The organism is Nitrosarchaeum sp. AC2, from assembly GCF_013407385.1.
GTDB lineage: Archaea > Thermoproteota > Nitrososphaeria > Nitrososphaerales > Nitrosopumilaceae > Nitrosarchaeum > Nitrosarchaeum koreense.
The window spans coordinates 421,970-441,483 of sequence record NZ_CP030847.1 but is presented as its reverse complement, the minus strand read 5'-3'; the positions used below and the strand labels follow the sequence as shown (position 1 = coordinate 441,483).

Below are 19,514 nucleotides of genomic sequence, written 5' to 3'. Positions count from 1 at the left end.
CAGTTGCGCATACAGCAAAAAGAATTCAACAATATTTTTCAATTGGTTATATTTTGAACCTCTTTATGCTTAATGTTCATTAGTCTAATTGCAGAATGATGAGTAGGTCAACTGAAAATAATGTAGAGAAATGACCTGGGGTATCTGACTGCATAACTGGTAACATCACAATTACCCAAGCATTAATAGTACGGTACCATACCGTACTATATGATTCAATGTGAATATTGCCCAAGAGGGTTTATCGAGACTTCAAATGGGCTAGCAGAAAAAACATTTCATGAGTTACTACATGAGCCAGAAGTTGTCAACAAGTAACTCATTACATTTTTTATTTTACACCTAACTTTTTTAACATCATATTGCAATGTTAATTGATATGGCTGCAAAGGATGCAAAGAAAGCAGATAAAGTTTCAAAAAAAGCCGTAAAACGTGAACCGACACCGGCAGCCATTTTAAAGAAAGTAGCATCGGTGACAGATTCGAGTAAAGCATTACAAAAAGAAATCAAAGTAATGTCAAAAATTTTCGGCGATAATCAGAAGGTACTTGTATCAATGAAAGGAATGATTGACACTTTAGCACAGACATTAGAAAATATACAAAAACAATCAAAACAAATTAACATTTTAGAAGATGATACACAGAAACTTTTCGCAGGATTAAATCAAGTAAGAACTCAAGCTAATATAGTTACAAAAATTAACGAGCAAACAGTTAGACTCCAAGAAGAAGTACACAAAATAAATGAATTACAAAAATCATCTCCAAAAACTCTAGAGTTAGCCCAGCAAGTAGAAGACAGTATGAATTCGATGAGAAATAATTCACAGATGATAATAAAAATTGCACAAAGAATTGACGAAGTAAGAGATGATCTTAGAAAAGTAGCTGGGAAAACAGATTCATTATCAAACATCGGTAATGAGATTGACAATCTAAAAAACAGTATTGAGGAAGTAACCAAAAAAACTGGAAATATCGATGTATCATCACAAGTAATATCCAGCTTGAATCAAGAGTTGGGAAAAATAAAAGATGACATAAATTCGGCATCAAAACTCAGAACAGAGTTAGATGCAATTAAAATTGCAATTGATGCAGTTGCAGGCAAAGCTGCCAAGATTGATTCTTTGGGAGGAGTCATCGAAGGATTAAAGCAACAATTCACCACTATTGCAGGAAATGCTGATTCTGCGTCTAATTTGAGCATAAATTCTATTAAAAGTATATCTGGAAAAATAGATAAAATTGAGACTGAAATTAATTCATTATCACATAGAGCAGATTCTACGGCATTTGTAGGAGAGGGATTAAAATCAGTCCAAGAAGATTTTTCAAATTTCAAAAAGAATGTTTTTGAAAAGACAGATAAAATAGAACAAAAAATTTCTTCAGTCTCAGATATTTTAAAACGACAAGACGCATCAACTGCAGAGTTTCATAAAAAATCAGATAAGATCTTTGAAGAGATGCAACAGGTAAAAAGCACTACAAGTAAAGCATCTAGTGAATCATCAAAAGAAGTGATGGCATTACTAAAGCTGTCAGAATATCAATCAAATATCAGAATGCATGCAGAATCAAAGTATGGGGATTCAAAAGATCTTGAAAATATGGCAACACAAACTGCCGAGATAATCAATTTATTTGATAGATTGTCAATAGAAGCAGGAGAAAAGATTCCATTACCACATGAAGTAAGACAGTGGGCAGTAAGTAAAATTTTAGATTGTGCAGATAAATGGGAAGTAAGATTTAGTGACATCTTTACGATTCTAACAAATGCAATTGGTAAAGATCTGCTAAAAGAATCAATTAGAATTCAACAAATTAGAGATATTTACGGAATTAGAGCTGTAGATGAAATTAGAACCGAATTAAATATTTCTTAGACGCCTGGTACTTCATCAAATGTATTTAGTTGATCTTTCTTTCGTTTAAGAATTGCAAATATTCCTAAAATTGCAGCTATCCACATTGTACTAAATATGATATTAGAAATGCTGACAAACATGTACGGAGTTGCATCCATAATATTTTGACGAATAGATAAAGAGCGTTCACCTATGTTAGTCATACCAGTTTGAAATGCTGCACTATCTGGAGAAACGGTTGTAAGTGTTTGAGCAGTTGCAAGCATGTTTTCAACATCACGATCTATTCGAAGGAAGTTTGTAGATTCTGTTGGAAATACCCAGACTGGGTTTTTACTTTCAGGTAATTTCTCCATAACAATTGCCAGGTCTTGTTTAATGGCAGTTAAATGAATTTTAATGGCCTCTGGATCAGCTGAGCCGATTATTCCATCCAAGTTTCCACGTATCCTATCAAGTGGATAAACATCGGCATGGTAGCCGTTAATTGACATAAACGCTCCAAAGACTATGATTCCAAGTACTCCAATCATTGCTAATTGGTATGTTCTTTTTTCCATTTTCTCTTTCTTGGTTAAAGCAGGAACGTTGAGTGATTTATTTCTTTTAAAACTTGTATGAGAGAGACTCATAAAAGAGATGTAGAAAAATCCGACGGTTTGCAACCCAATGATAGGAGCAAATACAGGGTTGTTTGAAAAAATTGAAATTAAAATTCCCATCAGACCATAAACACCAAAAAATATCTCAAGAAGTGTTGTTTTTGTAAATGGTAAATTGTATGACTTGTCTTTCCAGTTGTCTTTTTTGGTAACAATTCCATATTTAGGAGTCCTTAGAAATTCATTCTTTTTTCCAAAGATAGCATCAAACACTGCTACGCTATTATTGACAGACATTCCTGCATTGTAAACAAGTAGTGCTGGCAAAATTTTCACTTTTGATTTCCAAGATTTATGGTACATACTTTGAATTATCATAATGTACGCACCTGGACCCATTGCAAGATATGTAGCAATGGTCAAAGCGGGAATAAAACTAACCAAATAGAGATTCATGTTAGAAGCTAAAAGAACAGGTAATGTGAGAAATTGAATAAGCATCAAAGGATAAACAATGTGACGAGTTAGCTGTACAAATGCCTGAATTTTTGCTTCGATTCCAATTTTTCGTTTTAGTGCAATGTCTGTCAATAATTTAATGGCGCATTGAATCGAGCCTTTTGCCCATCGGAATTGTTGCCTTTTTGCTGCATTCATTTGAGCTGGTAGTTCAGCGTTAACTACAATGTTTGGCAAGAAGAGACATTTCCAACCTTTCATTTGAGCTCTGTAACTCAAATCAAGATCTTCAACAAGTGTGGCAGTATGCCATCCTCCTGCATCAGAGATACAATCAGTTCTCCAAATTCCTGCAGTTCCATTAAAGTTCATAAATAAATTAGAATTGCTTTTTGCTTTTTGTTCAATTAGAAAATGAAAATCAAGACTAAGGGCTTGCGCTTGTGTAATTGCAGAATAATTTTCATTTACATGACCCCAACGACATTGAACTAGTCCAATGTTGGGCTTTACAAAATGAGGAATTGCTTTTTTAAGAAACCAGTTTGGTGGAATAAAATCAGCATCAAAGATTGCCACATATTCAGTGTCAGTAATCTCCATTGCGTATTTCAAAGCACCTGCCTTGTACCCTTTTCTTGTACCACGTCTAATGTGTTCAATTTGAAATCCTTGTTTTTTGTATGTATTAACGACATCAAACAAAAGTTCTACAGTATCATCATCTGAATCATCAAGAACCATTATCACCATCTTGTCTTTTGGATAATCCATCGCACAAACTGCATCAACTAGTCTCTTTGCAACATATTTTTCATTATAGATTGGTAGTTGAATAGTAATTGTAGGCGTTCCTATTTCTATTGTTGTAGGATTTACTTTTCGTTTTATTGAGAGATATGTAAGATAGTAAAAGTTACAAGTATATGCAGTAATAATAATGGCAGATATTATAAACAGATCAAAAACAAATACGTTAAATGGATTAAGGACCATCTTCTAATTTGACAAAATGTTTAGTCGCTATTTATAGTTGCAAAATAATTTACTTATTTTTGCTCAAAGATCTTAATTGCTTGTGGTGGACAAACGCCTTCACATGCAAGACAAAATATGCAATCGGGTTCTTTTGACATGAGTGGTTTTTTCTCAGAGGCTGGATTACCAGGGGTATCAAACCATTCATAGACTCCAACAGGACATGCTTCTATACATCCACCATCGGCAATACAAATATCATAATCAACAGAGACAAACTCTCCCCATACACCAAGAATTCCATTGTTAGCTCCTTTTCGGCCCCAAGTCTTGATTGTATACCCATTAGCATCAAAAGGAGTAGATGGTTTCATCTTTGATTTGTAAGCAACATCAATTGGTCCAGGCTTTGCTCCATCTGGAATTTCAATTTCAGCACCATCATCTTCTTCGATTTCATCTTCATTAGCTTCTGTTGCTTTTGGTTTAGCATTAAGAACAATTTTTGCAAGAGGAGTAAGATCTTCTAGTCTTTGTGTTGCTTGAGCATGATTAAGTTTCTCAGCTTTTGCAAGATATGAAATCATCTTATCTGCCAAGATAGTATTACGCAAGATAGTATCAATGACCATTTTTGCAAAATGATCTGCTTTTTTTCTATAATCTTTAACCCAATTTGGATCACCAAATTTCTCAATTGGGAAAATTTGATAAATAATATCAACCACTTCGCCACTAACAATTTCAACGGTAACAGACAATTCTACTTCTTCGTATCCCTTTGCATCAGAATCTTTCATGTTTTGTTCTTTCCATCGATATGTTGCAAAGATTCTATCGGCATATGCATCCATTTCAAATGCCTTTTTCAGACCATCATGTACAGATTTAATCTCTAATGGGTCTTCTAGTTTAATTGGTAATCTATAAAGTCCAAGTTTGAATCCATGAAGAGGATACACCCCACGTTTTGCAGTTGGTGCTTCCATTGACCAAACGCGATCTTTTAAAAGTAATGACATCTGGTTTTTATGAATTGATTTTCTTTAAAAAGGTTATCAGTCACTGTCGTCAGGACAAGTAAGCTCTCTTAGTTCAGTATACTTTTTTTCCATTGCTTCAGCGTACTCGGAAATTTTAACGAGATTAAATTGGGTTTTTGGAAAATACCATCTAATAGCCACCCAATGTCCGATTCCATCCATGTCATGAATCATGCCTTTATCGGCTGTGACATGTAGTTTTTCATCAATGGATGTCTCCTTTACTGTTAGTCCTCGTTTGGTTTTGTCTTCTAAAATAAAATTACCAACTCCATCTTTTATGAAATAAAATGATCCTTTCTGAAGTATTGGGAGATCTAGTGACAAGTTATTTTTCCACAGGATTTCCGATCATGTTACCCCATTCAGTCCAGGAGCCATCATAATTTCTAACCTTTGAGTATCCAAGTAGATATTTTAAGACAAACCAACTGTGAGATGATCTCTCTCCAATTCTACAATAGCAGATAACATCTTTGTCTGGAGTGACTCCTTTTGATTCATAATTTTGTTTGAGTTGTTCTACAGATTTGAATGTGCCATCAGCATCGTTTACAGCAGTTGCCCAAGGAATGTTATTTGCCTTTGGGATATGTCCACCACGTTGTGCATGCTCCATTGGATATTCTGGAGGTGCTGTAATTTCTCCAGAGAATTCTTTTGGAGATCTTACATCCACCATGACAGTATCTTCTCGTCCTAATGCTCTGCTAACATCAAACAGATAAGCTCGGAGTCCTTCGTCTGGAGGTTGTGCTTTGTATGTTGATTGAGGAATCGGTGGTTCTTCTGTAGTGTATTCTTTGCTTTCCAGTTCCCATTTTTTTCGACCACCGTCCATGATTTTTATATTTTCATGGCCATAGTATTTGAAAACCCAAAAAACAAATGCTGCAAACCAATTATTGAAATCTCCATAAAGAATAACTTCAGAGTTTTCAGTAATTCCATTTTTTGACATTAGTGTTTCAAATTGTTTTTTATTAATAATATCTCTAGTAACAGGATCGTTTATGTCTCGTTTCCACCAAATCAGAGATGCGCCTTTAATGTGTCCTTTTTGATATCCGTTAACAGGATCATAATCAACTTCAACTAATTTTCTATTTGTATTTGGGGGGTTTTTTGATATCCACTCTGTATCTACTAAAACTTCAGGATGTGCGTAATTCATGCTATTGTACAAATTGGATTCATACTTATTTGTTTTTGCAGCAAATTAAATAAAAAATATCTTTTTAACTAAATGAGATTTAGTAGAACTAGTTGAAACTTCAGAAAGTAGCAGTGGTAAGTAAAGTAGGTTCAAAAGAGTCTGAAGATGCTGCAAGAATCATTACAAAAAAGTTTCTAGCAAGAAAATCCAAAGTTTACACAATTGCACCAGTAGAAGTAGAAGGTGCAAAAAAAGTAGAGGCATTAGATGAATTAAAAAAAGAAGATCTCGATCTAGTAGTTACTCTGGGTGGGGATGGTACGACTCTTAGAGTTTTTAGATATCTTGAAAATGAAACTCCAATTCTAACAATTAACGTAGGAGGAAACAGAGGAATACTTTCGGAGATAACAATAGATGAGATAGATGACGCAATTGATAAAATTCTAAAAGACAAATTCTTCTTAGATAAGCGAACCAGAGTAGTGGCCTCAAGTGGTGGTAAAGAATTTCCACCAGCATTAAATGAGATATACATCTGTAGGACAAACCTTACAAAAACTGCCGAGATTGAGATCAAATTTCAAAACGATACTGTAAAGCAGAAGATGGATGGAGTAATAATTGCCACTCCAAGTGGATCAACTGGACACTCTTTTTCATTGGGCGGTCCAATTCTACATGAGAGTTTGGATGTTTTGATCATTACACCAGTAGCCCCAGTTTACAGATTAGAATCAATAGTAGTGCCAGATGAAAAAATAGAAATAATATCATCTCATGACTGTAGTATAGTAATGGATGCACAGGTAGTAAAATCGGCAGGATATGGAGAACCGATAACTATAAAGAAATATAGAAAACCAGCAGTCTTTGTTAGATTGAAGAAACGAGGACTGAGACAGATGAGTAAACTTGGATTTTAGAATATTAGATGCGAGTGCATTTTATGCTGGAGTCCCGTTTGGGTCGGCAAGTGATTGTTATACAACATCTCTAGTATACGAGGAGATAAAACATATCAAAAAAAATGAGGATGCACTTGGAACTCTCTTAGAGACTAATCGATTAAAAATAATGGATCCAGATAAAGAATCAACAAATACGGCAATTGCATCTGCCAAAGAAACAGGAGACTTTCCGCAGCTATCAAAGCAAGATATTTCAATAATTGCACTGTGTATCAATTTGCAAGGTGAGATTATTTCCGACGATTTTGCAATTACAAATGTTGCAAAAAACATTGGTTTGAAGATATCACCAATCATGACAAATACTTTTCAAGATGTTGGAAAATGGGTTCATTATTGCCCAGGATGTCACACAAATCATACTTCGGGAAAAGAGTGTCCAATGTGCGGCACTCCTCTAAAGAGAAAATTACTCAAGGGGGAGTCTCCTTCCATACCAGTCAACAAATGATCCATCATACAACTTGATGTTTTGATAACCTGCAATCATTAATTGTAAAAACAAACTTGACGCCCTGTGTCCATGCATGCAATAACATACAATTTCATTCTCTTTTGACACATTACTTTGAGAGAAAAGATTTTCCAAAAAATCCCTTGTTTGAAACAACTTTCCATCGTATGCTATCCCATCAGTAAATGGAATTAATTTTGAATGTGGAATATGACCTCCCATAAACTCTTGAGGAGTTCTTGCATCCAATACTGTAAATTTGCTCAAATTATCTTTAAGTTGTATAGCATCTACACGAATTTCAGATTTAATTTTTGGAATAAATTTTGCAGGTTGTGAAGTAAATGGTTTCTTTGTTAATTCAAATCCATTTTTTTGCAAGTCCATAATAGTTGCATCAAGCAAAAATGTTTTTTCATGTCCAAAATAAAGCAGAGTCCATGCAATTCTAGCTGCAGATGGATCCATAGAGTCTCCAATAATTATTACAGTCTTTGAATCATCAATTCCAAGTGAGCCAAAAAGTTCAGCAATTTTATTTTCATCAGCGACCAAATTAGAACCGAATTGATCAAATTGAATTACTTGATCTATTGTAAGTGATTGAGATTTTGGTATGTGACCATACAAAAACATAGTTTTTGGACGAGTGTCTAAAAGTATGATGTCTTGGTCAGAAAGATGATCTTTTAACCAACTTATTGAGACTAGCATAACGACACAGATTTGTTAATTTATTTAACAGTATCATGGATCATGTAAAGTTTTTTGATCTGATTTTTTTAGATGTTTACTTTGAGATTCAAGTACTTTTTTTATTTTTTTAGCTCTTGCATCCCCTAATCCCTCAACTTTTGCAAGTTCATTGGTAGTAGCTGTAAATACTTTCAACGGGGTTCCAAACTTCTCAAGCATCCTAACTGCAAATTTCTCTCCAACTCCTGGCAAACTACAAAGAGAAGATAATTGTTGTTTTTCTAGATCAGTTGATTTTTTTATTTTTTTTAGATATGGTCCTTTAATCGCATCAGTTCTAGAACATAATGAAACAAGCAATTTTGCAGTATGCATTGCACTGGGGGTAGGAATTATTGGAATTTTAAAATCTAAAGCAACTGTCGATAATGCACCATAAAAGATCATGGGGTTATCGGTAATTTCTTCAATTTCATCGACATTTCCTTCCATCAGTACTATTGGAAATTCAAAGTGCTCTTTTAGTCTAGAGCATTGATCAAAAAGCCTACCATCAAAAACAGAAGACAGTAAATCACGAATACTTTTTCGTTCCACCACAGTTTCAGGTGCAACAATATAATCTCCAATTGGTAAAGTCTTCATTTCAAGATTAAGACCTACAGACTTTAGCAAGTCAGGGATACCACTCTTACGTTCTCGTTCATCTACTATGATTCGTAAATTTTCTAGTTTCACTAAATGTAATTTTCTTAATTTGTTAATATCCTTTTGAAATGAACATAATGGTTATTTTCTAGGATTATCGTCTGGTTGTGGTTTTGGAATTTGTGTACTTCCAGATGATGGTTTTGGTGACTGAGTACCAGCAGATGGGCCTCGCATCATTTCAGTAATTTTTGCTTCTTGTTCTTTGAGTGATTCTTTAATTCTTAATTCTTGTTTTTCAAGAACAGTTGCACGTGTTTTTGCCATTTCTTTTCGTTCTTCTAATTCATCGATTAGTTCTTTTTTTGTAGACTTTATCAAAATAGAACCAGCATGTTTGTATACATTATCATCGTCAGCTGCTTTTTTTAATTCCTCAAGTGCCTTTTCAGTTTCAACTTTTTCCATTTCAAGATGTTGTTTTTGTGTCATTATAGATTGAAGATTTTGTTGTGATTGTTGCATCTTCATGAGCTGCTCTTGAAGCCAAGGTGGCATTTGTCCTGCTGACATGTTAATACAAATTCCGGGATTTCATTATATCTTTACCGATTCAATAGAATCATAGCTTGCCTGAATTAATCTCAAAGTTGAATTAAGATTTGCTCTTAAATGAGGCATATGATCAGATTCTACAGATATTGTAATTTTTTTATCAAATGATATACTAGTTTTTGTAGGATTTTCTGGGTAAAAATCATTATCAGTGTTTATTGAATCAAAAATTGCTTTTGTTTTTTCTTTTGCGTCAACAATAATTTTAGCACTAAAGTTTGACATCGTATGCTGTTCCAGCTACTTTGAAACTACATTTTTTACAAGACCATATGCCAACTGCATCTCGGTTAAACTGTTGAGAACCGCATTCAGGACAATGTCTTTTTTCTTTTAGTTGAAAATGAATTTTTGAATATTGTTTTCTAATTTTAATACCATATCGTGCGCCCAAGCCTTTTAGTGATTTTTGTTTTGCCATTTTATTGACCAGATTCCTTTGCTTGTTTTAACTTTTCTCTTATTTTTGCACCTACTTTGACTGATAATTCACCGCATTTTATTACCTCTTCAAAAGTAAATCCATCATTTCCTCCTTTTTGTAAAGCACAAATGTTTCCATTAGAATCAGTAGTGATTGTAATTCTTGCATCCATACTGCTCCATTCATCACCGTTTGGATCAACGATTATGTGGTTTCCTATTTTGCCCATAGTTACAGAAACTGGAATAGTAGAAATTGGAACATCGGATTCTTCTCCTTCAACTAAAGTTGGCACATCATTTTTCATCTCCCATTTTGGAGTTTTCGATGAGAGAATTGCAGCTGTTGCAGCATAAGCACATGCATCAAACAAATTGCCATCATAATCAACTACAACATTATCAGCAAATACTCCAACTACAGATTTGTTTTTTTCAATTACTAATTGAGTTAAATCAATCATATGACTTTCTCTAATGCCTCTATCTACTACTCTTGCTAGTTCAATTACATCAGGGCCTGGTGGTCCAGTTTCAACAGTTGGATGAGAAAGTGGTAAAAGCTCAGCAGTGCAAATGAATATTCCTTTGTCACCCATATCTGGAAAAGGTCTATCTGGTTGAATTTTAACACCACAGATTACTTCACTATCACCTAATCGAACTCTTGCAGAACCATTTGCTTTTGGAATTGCATTTGTTTCAATGATCAAATTTCGTGGTTCATCTAGTGCTCTTCCGTCAACCCTTTTTCCCTGTTCTAATAATTCTAGAATTTGAGATTTCTTTAGATCATCAAGTACGCTAGTCGATGTCATTTACTTTTCCCCGTTTCCAAAATATTTGTCAGTAAGTGCTTTTCTTTGTAATTCATAAACAATTTTACAGCCTTTAATTCCAGTCTCTACACATTTTTTGTATTCTTCTGGTGTTAACACACCATCTAATTGAAGTAATGTGATTTTTTCTAGACTTGGCATATATCCAATAGGCATATCTGCTTGTCCTGCTTGGTCTTCTTCATTATTAACATCAAGAATAATTGTGTCAGCTGCTTTTCCTGCTGCACAAGCTGCTACCATATCTCTCATTGGAATTCCAGCGTCAGCCAATGCTACTGATGCTGCAGAAAGGGCAGCACATCGAGTACCACCATCAGCTTGAAGAACTTCAATGAATACATCAACTGCAGTTCTTGGGAATTTTTCCAACATAACTGCAGGTTCTAAAGCTTCTTTGATAACTTTGGAAATTTCAATTTCTCTTCTTGACGGAGCGGGATTTTTTCTCTCAGTTACAGAGAATGGCTCCATATGATATCTAACTCGTAAAATACCAGTATCAGTGTTTGACATATGTTTTGGATGAACGTCACGTGGTCCAAATACTCCAACTAAAATTTTATTATCGCCAAATTCAATGTATGCTGAACCATCAGCATTTTTCAATCCGCCAGCTTTAATCATGATTCGTCTTGGTTCGTCGACTTTTCTACCGTCACAACGAATTCCATTTTCATCTAGTAGAACTAGGGTTGCTTCTCTTCCGCCCATTATGATTCACCTTTTGATTCTAACATTTCTTTCACTTGGTCTGTCAAATTAGCAACATGTGCCATTTCATCAACCATTTTGATTGCCTTTTTTGCCTTTAATAATCCCTCGGGAGTCTCACAGGAGACAACAATCCAACCATTTTGGCCAATCGTAATAGCTGCATTTGTAGCCATTTCAATCATTTGGATCATAGTTCCTCTTTTTCCAATTAAGCGTGGTACCTTACTAGTAGATATTGAAACTAGGTGACCAGAGTCAATCTTACCAAGATCTCTATCAGCTATTGTTACAAGTGGATCTCGGGTTCTATCAAAATTAGCAATTCTGGCTGCGACTAGATCGCCTGCCTTTAGCTTGGATGAAAGTTCATCAGCATGTGCAGAAAAATCTCGTCCAAATACATCTTGAGCAGGTAAAAATCCAACATAACATGAGTTGATATCTAATTCCCAAGAAAGCGAGGTATGAGATACAACTTTGCCAATTACAAGATCATCGATTTTTGGGATATATTTTCCAGTCAATGGAATTACTTTAATAGAATCATCGAAAATTTCTGAAATTCCTATAGCCGTAGAAATAATTTTGTTTCCATCTAAAATTACATTTTGTTCTGGTCTGAAAGGGCCAGTTGTGATTACATCGCCAGGTATAACGTATTTTCTTTTGTTTTCCATTACTTCATAACCTCAACTGTTGCAGAACCTTTGGTTATAGAACCCAATCTATCAATCACATTTGGCCTTGCTCCAGCGGGTATTTCAAGTATTGCTTTTAAAGAACCATTATTTTGCCATTCTTCTTTTTTTTAAAACTCCGACAGATTTCAAAACAGCATATGATTGTGATGCATACTGTGCAGGTATTGTAATTTCAAGATCTAGATTTTCGGATTTCAAAGCTATGATAGAACGTAATTTTTCTACAATGTCTGGAACTTGTTCTTCAACATTTTTTTGTGGTTCTATTGTAATTCGTCCATCCTTTAATGCTTGTTCAATTCTCAGTGGAGGATGAGGTAAATGAGTTCTAGGATCGACGTATGTTTTTGCAATAAATGCAACAATTTGTTTTCTCTTATCATCAAGCATCTTGCGTCTTTGATCAGTAGTGAGATTCAGTTCACCTTTTTTTAGCATAATTTCTGCAATCTCAATTACGTCTTCAGTTTTGAAAGCCTTGAGCAATTTTTCAGTTGATGGTTTAGTACCCTTACCAGAATCAGTATAGATTTCATCTGCAATCAATATTGAAGAGATATCTTTTTTCTTACCCATTTTGTAATCCAAGGCAGGATCAGGTTTTACTAAGATCTCAAATTTTTCGCCCTCATAAGAATATCTAACCACAGTCACATCAGTCATTTCTGAAATATCCTATGTTAATTTGGTATTTATCTCTAACAAATACAATTTTGCTGTAAACAATACGTTCTTTGTCAGATTTTCAAAATTATCATAAAAACAAGGCATGCCACAAATCACTAACCATTGTCTAATATTTGTTCATACATTACTATACCATGAGTCAAATCCAAATCCAAAAAAGGCAACCTGAGCCTTCAGAAATACTGGTTCAAAGATTTCCAGTAATAAAAGGTAAAAAACTTGAAACAACAAAATTATGCAAAATTTGTTTTGCGCCATCAATACCAAGTGTATATGATACAAACACGTACACTCCACTAGTTCTAAAATGCACAAAGTGCGGATGCAAATCTTGGGCAACACAGTAAAAGGCATGCCACAATCAAGAAACCAAAACTAAGTATTTGCAAGAGAATAACAAACCATGAGTCAAATAGAATCGTTTGAAAATAATGGTTTGAATTTTACAGTTATCAAACCATATTTTGTACAGATGCAGACAAAAACTGTAGATGCAGAGATTGTACTACAGAGGTTATTTCGAAGAGAAAATATAATTTTCAATAGAATTGTAATGGCTATCAAAACAAACGATAGTACTCAAAGTACAATGCTAGCATCAGAACTAATCAAAATAAGAATATTGAAAAGAAATCTTTGTGTCACTTTAGAATTAATGTATCATTACAATATCTCATACTCCCAGTAATTAAAAAAATTAAGATTACGTATTTTTAATTTTTCATAGAAAATAAAATCAAAAATAAGGCATGCCACAAATTAGTATCTATGACAATATATTTGTGAATCAAAAACATATCATGTCAACAATCGTGATACAAAGGCAACCTGAGCCTTCAGAAATGCTGGTAAAAAGTGTCCCAGTAAAAAAAGGTAAAACACTTCAAAAAATACAAAATCCGGAATTCAAATGGGAAGATCTAGCTGGTTTATCATGGATTCTGTTAGATAAAGGAGATGAGTATTGATGGAAAGTAATCAAGTCTACATTTATGATTACACTTGCAATCAGATGTGTCAAATCAAAGGAATAAGATTTGTAGCAATAATCAATAACAAGGGAAGAAAGATTGCTGGTGGATTTAGTTCCAATATCATACCATTAGAAAAAGATAAACAAAAAATGGAAATGTTGTTTATGGAAGTAGCACTTGACTTGTCAATGAGAAAAGAATTTGATGATTCACTTGGAAACATACATGCAATAGTATCATATCGAAATAAAACAAATATCATCACAGTTCCTCATGAGGACAAATTAATGCTGATATCATCAGAACCAGAACTAGATCCAAACAAAGTGATTAGCATGGCACACCGAAATTTAAGACCTATTAAAATTCTAGAGGTAGTAAATCATTGAATATCTACGACACAAAAATTGTGGCTTGTATTGCCTGTCAAAAAGCAATAGGAGAAATTGAATTTGATTCAACCATGATTAATCCTTTATGTGGATATTGTTCTTCAATTGAAGATAAATTACATACTTCAAAAAATCATCAAGAGAATTTTAGAATTAAGATAGGACAGGCAGTATAGTTTTTTTGGGGATTAGTTTGCCTGATGAGTCATGTAGAAAATGTGGAGGCACATTGCTAAATTATTCATTATGTGGAAAATGTAGAATACCAACACGGTTTATTTGTAGAATTTGTGGAGGGGTGACTCTTGAACAATTTCATGAATTTATCTGCTTTAACATAATTGGATATGATGAAAAAAGAATCACATATCCTTTAACAAAGCATGCTACAGCACAGTGAACATTCTAAAAAGTAAATCTTACAAAATAGAATAGTGCGACATAAACAGCAAGTCATAAGAATACCCTCGAATCCAGATAGGAGGTTTTATGATGCACTTTAAACTAAACGGCAATCTAATTTTGAAATATAATCGCAATGGGATAATTCAGTCTCAAATCTCAATAAAGCCCATATCCCATACCTAATTCCAGCTAGATTTTTATGTGGATTTTGAAAATTTTCTTCTAGGATTTGTCTTCTTTAGAGGTAATTAACAAGGAAAATCAAAAAATATCAATCAAGCTCAAAGGAGTTCCATTACAGTATGCAAATGCACTTAGACGGATTTGTCTAAATGGTATTCCAGTATTTGCCATTGATACTGTAGATATAATTGAAAATTCTTCTGTACTACCAGACGAGGGATTAGCACACAGATTAGGACTGATTCCAATTAAGACAGATCTATCAAGATTCAATGAACCATCTAAATGCGATTGTAAAAGTGAGACAGGTTGTTCTAATTGTAAAGTAATGTTTGTTTTAGATTCAGGAGATTCAGATGCAACTAGAACAATATTATCAAGTGATCTTACATCAGAAGATGAATCTGTCAAGGCAACTTCAGACAAAATTCCAATTGTTCAATTAGCTGCAGGTCAAAGAATTAAAGTCGAATGCTATGCTAGACTTGGCCGTGGAACAGAACATGCTAAATGGAATTCAGCAAATATTTCAGTTTTAACTGAGACAGATAAAGAAAATGAGAGAATACTAACAGTTGAATCAACAGGAGCATTAAAGCCAGAACAGATAATCCTTGCAGGAGTAGACGAGTTAAGCAATAGATTATCAGAGTTTAAAGAAATGATTAACGAAATAAAAGAATAAACTAAGCATACACATTATATTTGGGTTTTAAACCGGATTATTCACATGACTAATCAAGTCGTCATACGCATGGCAAAGGATCTCAAGAAGGCATCTACCAAAAATGATGCTCCAATTTGGGCAAAGATGGCAAAATATGCATTAAAACCATCCATTGCAAGACGATTTATCAATTTAAACAGAATTGCTCAATTAACTAAAGATGCAGATACCGTTGTATTTCCAGGTAAAGTATTAGGGACTGGAGATATTGAACATAAGATTACACTTTGCTCATTTTCAATCTCAAATACCGCCGCAGCAAAGATTTTAGAAAAAGGTGGAAAAGTCATTACATTTTCAGAATTAATTGAAAAGAATCCAACAGGAAAAGGAGTTGTACTACTTGGCTAGTCAAGAAAACGTCATATCAACAGACAGACCAATTGTAGTTGATGCAACAGATCACATTGCAGGAAGACTCTCATCAAATGTTGCCAAATTATTGTTAAATGGAAACAGAGTTTCAATTGTAAATTGTGAAAAAATTATGTTAAGTGGAACAAGAACAAACATAATTTATCATTACAGGAAATTTTTAGAGGTAAACAGTGTCATTCATCCAAAACATGGTCCAGTTCATGCAAGAAGACCAGACACAATGATGACAAGAATGGTACGAGGTATGTTACCAAAGAAAAAGCCATCGGGATTATTAGCACATAAAAGACTAAGAACATACATTGGTTCACCAAGAGAACTAAGTGGATTTGAAAAAATTCAATTCAAACAAGCAAAAATTACAAAATCTGCAGCAAACTATACAACTATTGGGGACATTGCAAAAATAATTGGGTGGACTGAATGACAACACCAAAAACTGAAATTTATTTTGCAACTAGAAAAACATCTAGTGCACATGTATACATTACAAAAGGACGTGGTAAAATTAGAATTAACAACATACCAATTGAGATGATTCCTCAAGAGACTGCTCGAGAGGTCATGTTAGCTCCATTAGAAATTACTGGAGACTTGAGAGATAAAATAGATATTTCAGTTAGAGTAAGAGGCGGTGGATTCATGGGACAAGCTAGTGCAGCAGCTACTGGCATCTCAAGAGCACTCACAGGTTGGACTAAATCTAAAAAAGATCCAAAAGACCACCCATTTCCAAAATCAACAAGAGAAGATCTTAGACAAAGAATTACAGATTTTGACAAATATCTGATTAGCGGTGATGCCAGAAGAAAAGAACCAAAGAAATTTGGCGGACCGGGCGCAAGAAGAAGAAAGCAAAAATCATACCGTTAGGCTGTGAAGGCTATAATTTTAGCTGGTGGCAAAGGAACAAGAGGCAAGCCATATACAGAATATTTTCCAAAGGCAATGACGCCAATATTGGGTAAACCGTTAATTGATTATATTACAAAATATCTAAGTTCATTTGATTTTATCAAAGAGATCATCATAATTTCAGACTATCAAGGATTGGGCGGTCAGATTAAAAATTATTTTAACCATACAAATAAAGGAAAAAAAATCACATTTGTACAAGACTCACAAAGTGGAACTGGTGGAGATCTATTACACATTGAGAATAATCTCAAAGGAGAAAACGAGTTTGTTTTGTGGTTTGTAGACAATCTATGCGCCATAGATTTAGTCAAGATGAGAAAGATCTTCAAAGAAAAAAATAGCATAGCATGTATTGCAACAAGAACAAAGAGAAAAGAAGAGACAGGGTTTGCAGTGGTAGAAGACGGAATAATTAAAGAATTTAAAGAAAAACCAACTATGAAACTACAGTTATCTGAATGTCTAGGAGTTTACATTTTAGGAAAAGACATCATTAAAAGAATTAAAACAAAAAAACAAAAAGAGATCAATCTTTCATTTGATATTTTACAACAATTATCTAAAGAAGGAAAAATTAGCGCCTATGACATAGAAGACAGAGAATGGATAGATGCAGAATCTCCGATGGTTTTAGAAAGAAACGAAACTACGGTAAAAAAATCATAAAACAGATGGGATTTTAGACTGGTTTTCAAATTCAGTAATTTTTTTCTCATAAAATAAAGTTTGAGCAATATCATCTAGACCTTCTAAAAGAATTTTTTTCTTGTGTGAATCAATATCAAATGGAATTGTTTTGGAATTTGTTTTGATTATTTGATTTTCTAGATCTACTTCTACATCTCCAGTTTCTAGTTGTAGCTTTTCAATTATTTTTTCATCTAAAACAATGGGTAATAGTCCATTTTTGAAACAATTGCTATAAAAGATATCAGCAAATGAAGGGGCAATAACTACTGAGAATCCATAGTCTAGCAATGCCCAAACTGCATGCTCTCTACTAGAACCACACCCAAAATTATCCCCAGCAACAAGAATTTTGGAATTTTTGTATTTAGACTCATTTAATACAAAATCAGATTTTAGTTGCTCTTGATCATTGTATCGCCAATTATAAAAAAGAAATTTTCCAAATCCAGACTTTTGGACTAGTTTTAGAAATTGTTTTGGCACAATTTGATCAGTATCTACATTTACCTTATCTAATGGAGTGATAATAGTTTTAATTTTTTTAAAAGATTGCATTTCAATTCAAATCCATTTCTCTTACATCTACAAAGTGTCCAAATATTGCAGCAGCTGCTGCCATAACAGGACTTACTAAATGAGTTCTACCACCAGTTCCTTGTCTGCCTTCAAAGTTTCTATTTGAAGTGCTTGCACATCTTTCACCAGGAGATAAGATATCTGGATTCATTCCAAGACACATGCTGCATCCAGATTCTCTCCATTCAAAATTAGCGTCAATGAAAATTTTATCAAGACCTAATTCCTCTGCTTGTTTTTTTACCATCTGAGAACCAGGAACAATCATAGCTTTGACATTAGGAGATACTTTTCTACCTTTAACAACTTTTGATGCTTCAATTAGATCTTCTAGTCTGGCATTTGTACATGAACCAATAAACACTCTATCAATTTTAATTTCAGTCATAGGTGTTCCTGATTTTAGATTCATGTATTCAAGTGCTTTTTCTGCACCCTTCTTTTGATTTTGATCACCTTTAGCAAAATCTTCTGGAGATGGAACAGATTCAGTTACATCGACTGTCATTCCAGGGTTTGTACCCCAACTTACTTGAGGTGCAATGTCATCAATATGCAAAGTATAATTTTTTTCAAATTTTGCATCGCTGTCAGTTTTTAGATTTTCTCTCCAATAATCAACTAGGAATTCATAGTTTTTTGGAGTGTATTGTCTGCCTCTAAGATATTCAAAGGTCTTTTCATCAGGGGCAATCAAACCTGCACGGGCTCCTGCTTCTATGGACATATTGCAAATAGTCATTCGTTGCTCCATAGAAAGATCAGATATGCCTTCACCCCTATACTCAATTACTGTCCCATTACCACCAGAAGTTCCAATATTTTTGATAATGGATAGTATGATGTCTTTAGCAGTAACAGCGTGAGGGTTTTTTCGTTTTCCTTCTACTTTAATTTCAAATGGCTTTGGTTTTTCTAACCAAAGAGTTTGAGATGCCAAGACATGTTCAACTTCGCTAGTTCCAATCCCAAATGCTAGTGCACCAAAAGCACCATGAGTTGATGTATGACTATCACCACAGACAATAGTTGTTCCAGGTAGAGTAATTCCTAATTGAGGTCCGATGACATGAACAATTCCCTGATTAGGACTGTTAATATCAAATAGTTTAATCCCAAAATCCTTACAATTTTTTTCTAAAGTTTGTATTTGGACAGAAGATGTTTGATCTAAAATTGGAAGTCCCCTATTATTTGTAGGAACATTATGATCCATTGTCGCAATTGTCAGATCAGGTCTTCGTACTTTTCTATTATTCATACGAAGGCCATCAAAAGCTTGAGGAGATGTAACTTCATGAACAAGATGTCTATCAATATAGATTAGTGAGGGACTGTTTTCTTTTTCGACAACAACATGTGCATCCCAAATTTTTTCAAAAAGTGTTTTTCCCATTTTAATC

30 protein-coding genes are annotated in these 19,514 nt (G+C 34.1%); 14 read left to right on the top strand and 16 right to left on the bottom strand.

Features of this window, described 5'->3' with window-relative positions; translation table 11 throughout:
• The first annotated feature begins 379 nt into the window (after positions 1-379).
• The gene (locus tag DSQ20_RS02555) at positions 380-1,897 is read left to right on the top strand and encodes a chemotaxis protein (RefSeq protein WP_179365915.1); all 1,518 of its coding nucleotides are present in this window, start codon (positions 380-382) and stop codon (positions 1,895-1,897) included.
• On the opposite strand, the gene DSQ20_RS02550 is transcribed toward DSQ20_RS02555, so the two are convergent.
• From DSQ20_RS02550 to DSQ20_RS02535, 4 genes are read right to left on the bottom strand one after another with little or no spacing between them, the layout of a single operon-like run.
• Complete coding sequence (locus DSQ20_RS02550) at positions 1,894-3,936, bottom strand: cellulose synthase family protein (protein ID WP_179365914.1); 2,043 nt, start codon at positions 3,934-3,936, stop codon at positions 1,894-1,896. The two genes, DSQ20_RS02555 and DSQ20_RS02550, sit on opposite strands and share 4 nt — an antisense overlap.
• A gap of 53 nt (positions 3,937-3,989) precedes the next feature.
• On the bottom strand, positions 3,990-4,940 hold the full coding sequence (locus DSQ20_RS02545) for a 4Fe-4S binding protein (RefSeq protein ID WP_179365913.1): 951 nt from the start codon (positions 4,938-4,940) through the stop codon (positions 3,990-3,992).
• A gap of 36 nt (positions 4,941-4,976) precedes the next feature.
• Positions 4,977-5,288 (bottom strand): hypothetical protein, encoded by a 312-nt coding sequence (locus DSQ20_RS02540; RefSeq protein WP_179365912.1) that lies wholly within the window; start codon positions 5,286-5,288, stop codon positions 4,977-4,979.
• 1 nt (position 5,289) lies between these two features.
• Positions 5,290-6,135, bottom strand: a complete 846-nt coding sequence (locus DSQ20_RS02535) for a sulfurtransferase (RefSeq protein ID WP_179365911.1) — start codon at positions 6,133-6,135, stop codon at positions 5,290-5,292.
• A gap of 92 nt (positions 6,136-6,227) precedes the next feature.
• Here DSQ20_RS02535 and DSQ20_RS02530 point away from each other — a divergent pair, with 92 nt between their 5' ends.
• Both DSQ20_RS02530 and DSQ20_RS02525 read left to right on the top strand, forming a co-directional pair.
• Positions 6,228-7,043, top strand: coding sequence for an NAD(+)/NADH kinase (locus DSQ20_RS02530; protein WP_179365910.1), 816 nt, complete (start codon positions 6,228-6,230; stop codon positions 7,041-7,043).
• Entirely contained in the window at positions 7,033-7,539 is a 507-nt protein-coding gene (locus DSQ20_RS02525) for an NOB1 family endonuclease (protein ID WP_007549854.1), read from the top strand. Before DSQ20_RS02530 ends, DSQ20_RS02525 begins: the two co-directional genes overlap by 11 nt.
• On the opposite strand, the gene DSQ20_RS02520 is transcribed toward DSQ20_RS02525, so the two are convergent.
• Genes DSQ20_RS02520 through DSQ20_RS02480 form a run of 10 tightly spaced genes read right to left on the bottom strand, consistent with a single transcriptional unit; the run spans position 7,498 to position 12,835 of the window.
• Positions 7,498-8,256 carry a sulfurtransferase gene (locus DSQ20_RS02520; RefSeq protein WP_179365909.1) on the bottom strand — a complete coding sequence of 253 codons (759 nt, stop codon included), beginning with the start codon at positions 8,254-8,256 and terminating at the stop codon, positions 7,498-7,500. The two genes, DSQ20_RS02525 and DSQ20_RS02520, sit on opposite strands and share 42 nt — an antisense overlap.
• Positions 8,257-8,289: 33 nt before the next feature.
• Entirely contained in the window at positions 8,290-8,976 is a 687-nt protein-coding gene (locus DSQ20_RS02515; RefSeq protein WP_179365908.1) for an ERCC4 domain-containing protein, read from the bottom strand.
• A 51-nt stretch (positions 8,977-9,027) separates the two neighbouring features.
• Positions 9,028-9,459, bottom strand: a complete 432-nt coding sequence (locus tag DSQ20_RS02510; RefSeq protein ID WP_179365907.1) for a prefoldin subunit beta — start codon at positions 9,457-9,459, stop codon at positions 9,028-9,030.
• 24 nt (positions 9,460-9,483) lie between these two features.
• Positions 9,484-9,726 carry a KEOPS complex subunit Pcc1 gene (locus DSQ20_RS02505; RefSeq protein WP_179365906.1) on the bottom strand — a complete coding sequence of 81 codons (243 nt, stop codon included), beginning with the start codon at positions 9,724-9,726 and terminating at the stop codon, positions 9,484-9,486.
• Positions 9,713-9,922 (bottom strand): 50S ribosomal protein L37, encoded by a 210-nt coding sequence (locus DSQ20_RS02500; RefSeq protein ID WP_007549847.1) that lies wholly within the window; start codon positions 9,920-9,922, stop codon positions 9,713-9,715. Before DSQ20_RS02500 ends, DSQ20_RS02505 begins: the two co-directional genes overlap by 14 nt.
• Before the next feature lies 1 nt (position 9,923).
• The gene (gene rrp42 / locus DSQ20_RS02495; protein WP_179365905.1) at positions 9,924-10,742 is read right to left on the bottom strand and encodes an exosome complex protein Rrp42; all 819 of its coding nucleotides are present in this window, start codon (positions 10,740-10,742) and stop codon (positions 9,924-9,926) included.
• Entirely contained in the window at positions 10,743-11,477 is a 735-nt protein-coding gene (rrp41, locus tag DSQ20_RS02490) for an exosome complex exonuclease Rrp41 (RefSeq protein WP_007549845.1), read from the bottom strand.
• Positions 11,477-12,157: an exosome complex RNA-binding protein Rrp4 gene (gene rrp4, locus DSQ20_RS02485; protein WP_007549844.1), complete on the bottom strand. Its 681-nt coding sequence runs from the start codon at positions 12,155-12,157 to the stop codon at positions 11,477-11,479. The genes rrp41 and rrp4 overlap by 1 nt, the downstream gene beginning before the upstream one ends.
• Positions 12,157-12,240 (bottom strand): hypothetical protein, encoded by an 84-nt coding sequence (locus tag DSQ20_RS10990; RefSeq protein WP_370464198.1) that lies wholly within the window; start codon positions 12,238-12,240, stop codon positions 12,157-12,159. Before DSQ20_RS10990 ends, rrp4 begins: the two co-directional genes overlap by 1 nt.
• A gap of 25 nt (positions 12,241-12,265) precedes the next feature.
• Positions 12,266-12,835 (bottom strand): ribosome assembly factor SBDS, encoded by a 570-nt coding sequence (locus tag DSQ20_RS02480; protein WP_255458303.1) that lies wholly within the window; start codon positions 12,833-12,835, stop codon positions 12,266-12,268.
• Positions 12,836-13,002: 167 nt separating this feature from the next.
• On the opposite strand from DSQ20_RS02480, the gene DSQ20_RS02475 reads away from it, so the two are divergent.
• The 11 genes from DSQ20_RS02475 (at position 13,003) to DSQ20_RS02425 (ending at position 17,511) form a co-directional block, all read left to right on the top strand.
• Positions 13,003-13,215: a hypothetical protein gene (locus DSQ20_RS02475; protein WP_048109432.1), complete on the top strand. Its 213-nt coding sequence runs from the start codon at positions 13,003-13,005 to the stop codon at positions 13,213-13,215.
• Between the two features lie 56 nt (positions 13,216-13,271).
• Entirely contained in the window at positions 13,272-13,556 is a 285-nt protein-coding gene (locus DSQ20_RS02470) for a hypothetical protein (protein ID WP_179365904.1), read from the top strand.
• Between the two features lie 112 nt (positions 13,557-13,668).
• Positions 13,669-13,836, top strand: coding sequence for a hypothetical protein (locus DSQ20_RS02465; RefSeq protein ID WP_179365903.1), 168 nt, complete (start codon positions 13,669-13,671; stop codon positions 13,834-13,836).
• The gene (locus DSQ20_RS02460; RefSeq protein WP_255458302.1) at positions 13,836-14,231 is read left to right on the top strand and encodes a DUF6659 family protein; all 396 of its coding nucleotides are present in this window, start codon (positions 13,836-13,838) and stop codon (positions 14,229-14,231) included. Before DSQ20_RS02465 ends, DSQ20_RS02460 begins: the two co-directional genes overlap by 1 nt.
• Positions 14,228-14,410 (top strand): hypothetical protein, encoded by a 183-nt coding sequence (locus tag DSQ20_RS02455; RefSeq protein WP_179365902.1) that lies wholly within the window; start codon positions 14,228-14,230, stop codon positions 14,408-14,410. The genes DSQ20_RS02460 and DSQ20_RS02455 overlap by 4 nt, the downstream gene beginning before the upstream one ends.
• A gap of 17 nt (positions 14,411-14,427) precedes the next feature.
• Positions 14,428-14,634, top strand: a complete 207-nt coding sequence (locus DSQ20_RS02450; RefSeq protein WP_179365901.1) for a hypothetical protein — start codon at positions 14,428-14,430, stop codon at positions 14,632-14,634.
• A gap of 234 nt (positions 14,635-14,868) precedes the next feature.
• Positions 14,869-15,507: a DNA-directed RNA polymerase subunit D gene (locus DSQ20_RS02445; protein ID WP_048109427.1), complete on the top strand. Its 639-nt coding sequence runs from the start codon at positions 14,869-14,871 to the stop codon at positions 15,505-15,507.
• A gap of 45 nt (positions 15,508-15,552) precedes the next feature.
• Positions 15,553-15,900, top strand: coding sequence for a 50S ribosomal protein L18e (locus DSQ20_RS02440; protein WP_081470630.1), 348 nt, complete (start codon positions 15,553-15,555; stop codon positions 15,898-15,900).
• Complete coding sequence (gene rplM / locus DSQ20_RS02435) at positions 15,893-16,354, top strand: 50S ribosomal protein L13 (RefSeq protein ID WP_007549832.1); 462 nt, start codon at positions 15,893-15,895, stop codon at positions 16,352-16,354. The genes DSQ20_RS02440 and rplM overlap by 8 nt, the downstream gene beginning before the upstream one ends.
• On the top strand, positions 16,351-16,800 hold the full coding sequence (gene rpsI, locus DSQ20_RS02430) for a 30S ribosomal protein S9 (RefSeq protein ID WP_007549830.1): 450 nt from the start codon (positions 16,351-16,353) through the stop codon (positions 16,798-16,800). Before rplM ends, rpsI begins: the two co-directional genes overlap by 4 nt.
• Before the next feature lie 3 nt (positions 16,801-16,803).
• Positions 16,804-17,511 carry a nucleotidyltransferase family protein gene (locus tag DSQ20_RS02425; RefSeq protein WP_179365900.1) on the top strand — a complete coding sequence of 236 codons (708 nt, stop codon included), beginning with the start codon at positions 16,804-16,806 and terminating at the stop codon, positions 17,509-17,511.
• Here the strand turns inward: DSQ20_RS02425 and leuD are convergent.
• The gene (gene leuD, locus DSQ20_RS02420; RefSeq protein WP_179365899.1) at positions 17,506-18,090 is read right to left on the bottom strand and encodes a 3-isopropylmalate dehydratase small subunit; all 585 of its coding nucleotides are present in this window, start codon (positions 18,088-18,090) and stop codon (positions 17,506-17,508) included. The two genes, DSQ20_RS02425 and leuD, sit on opposite strands and share 6 nt — an antisense overlap.
• Position 18,091: 1 nt before the next feature.
• Positions 18,092-19,507 (bottom strand): 3-isopropylmalate dehydratase large subunit, encoded by a 1,416-nt coding sequence (gene leuC / locus DSQ20_RS02415; protein WP_179365898.1) that lies wholly within the window; start codon positions 19,505-19,507, stop codon positions 18,092-18,094.
• Between the last annotated feature and the right edge of the window lie 7 nt (positions 19,508-19,514).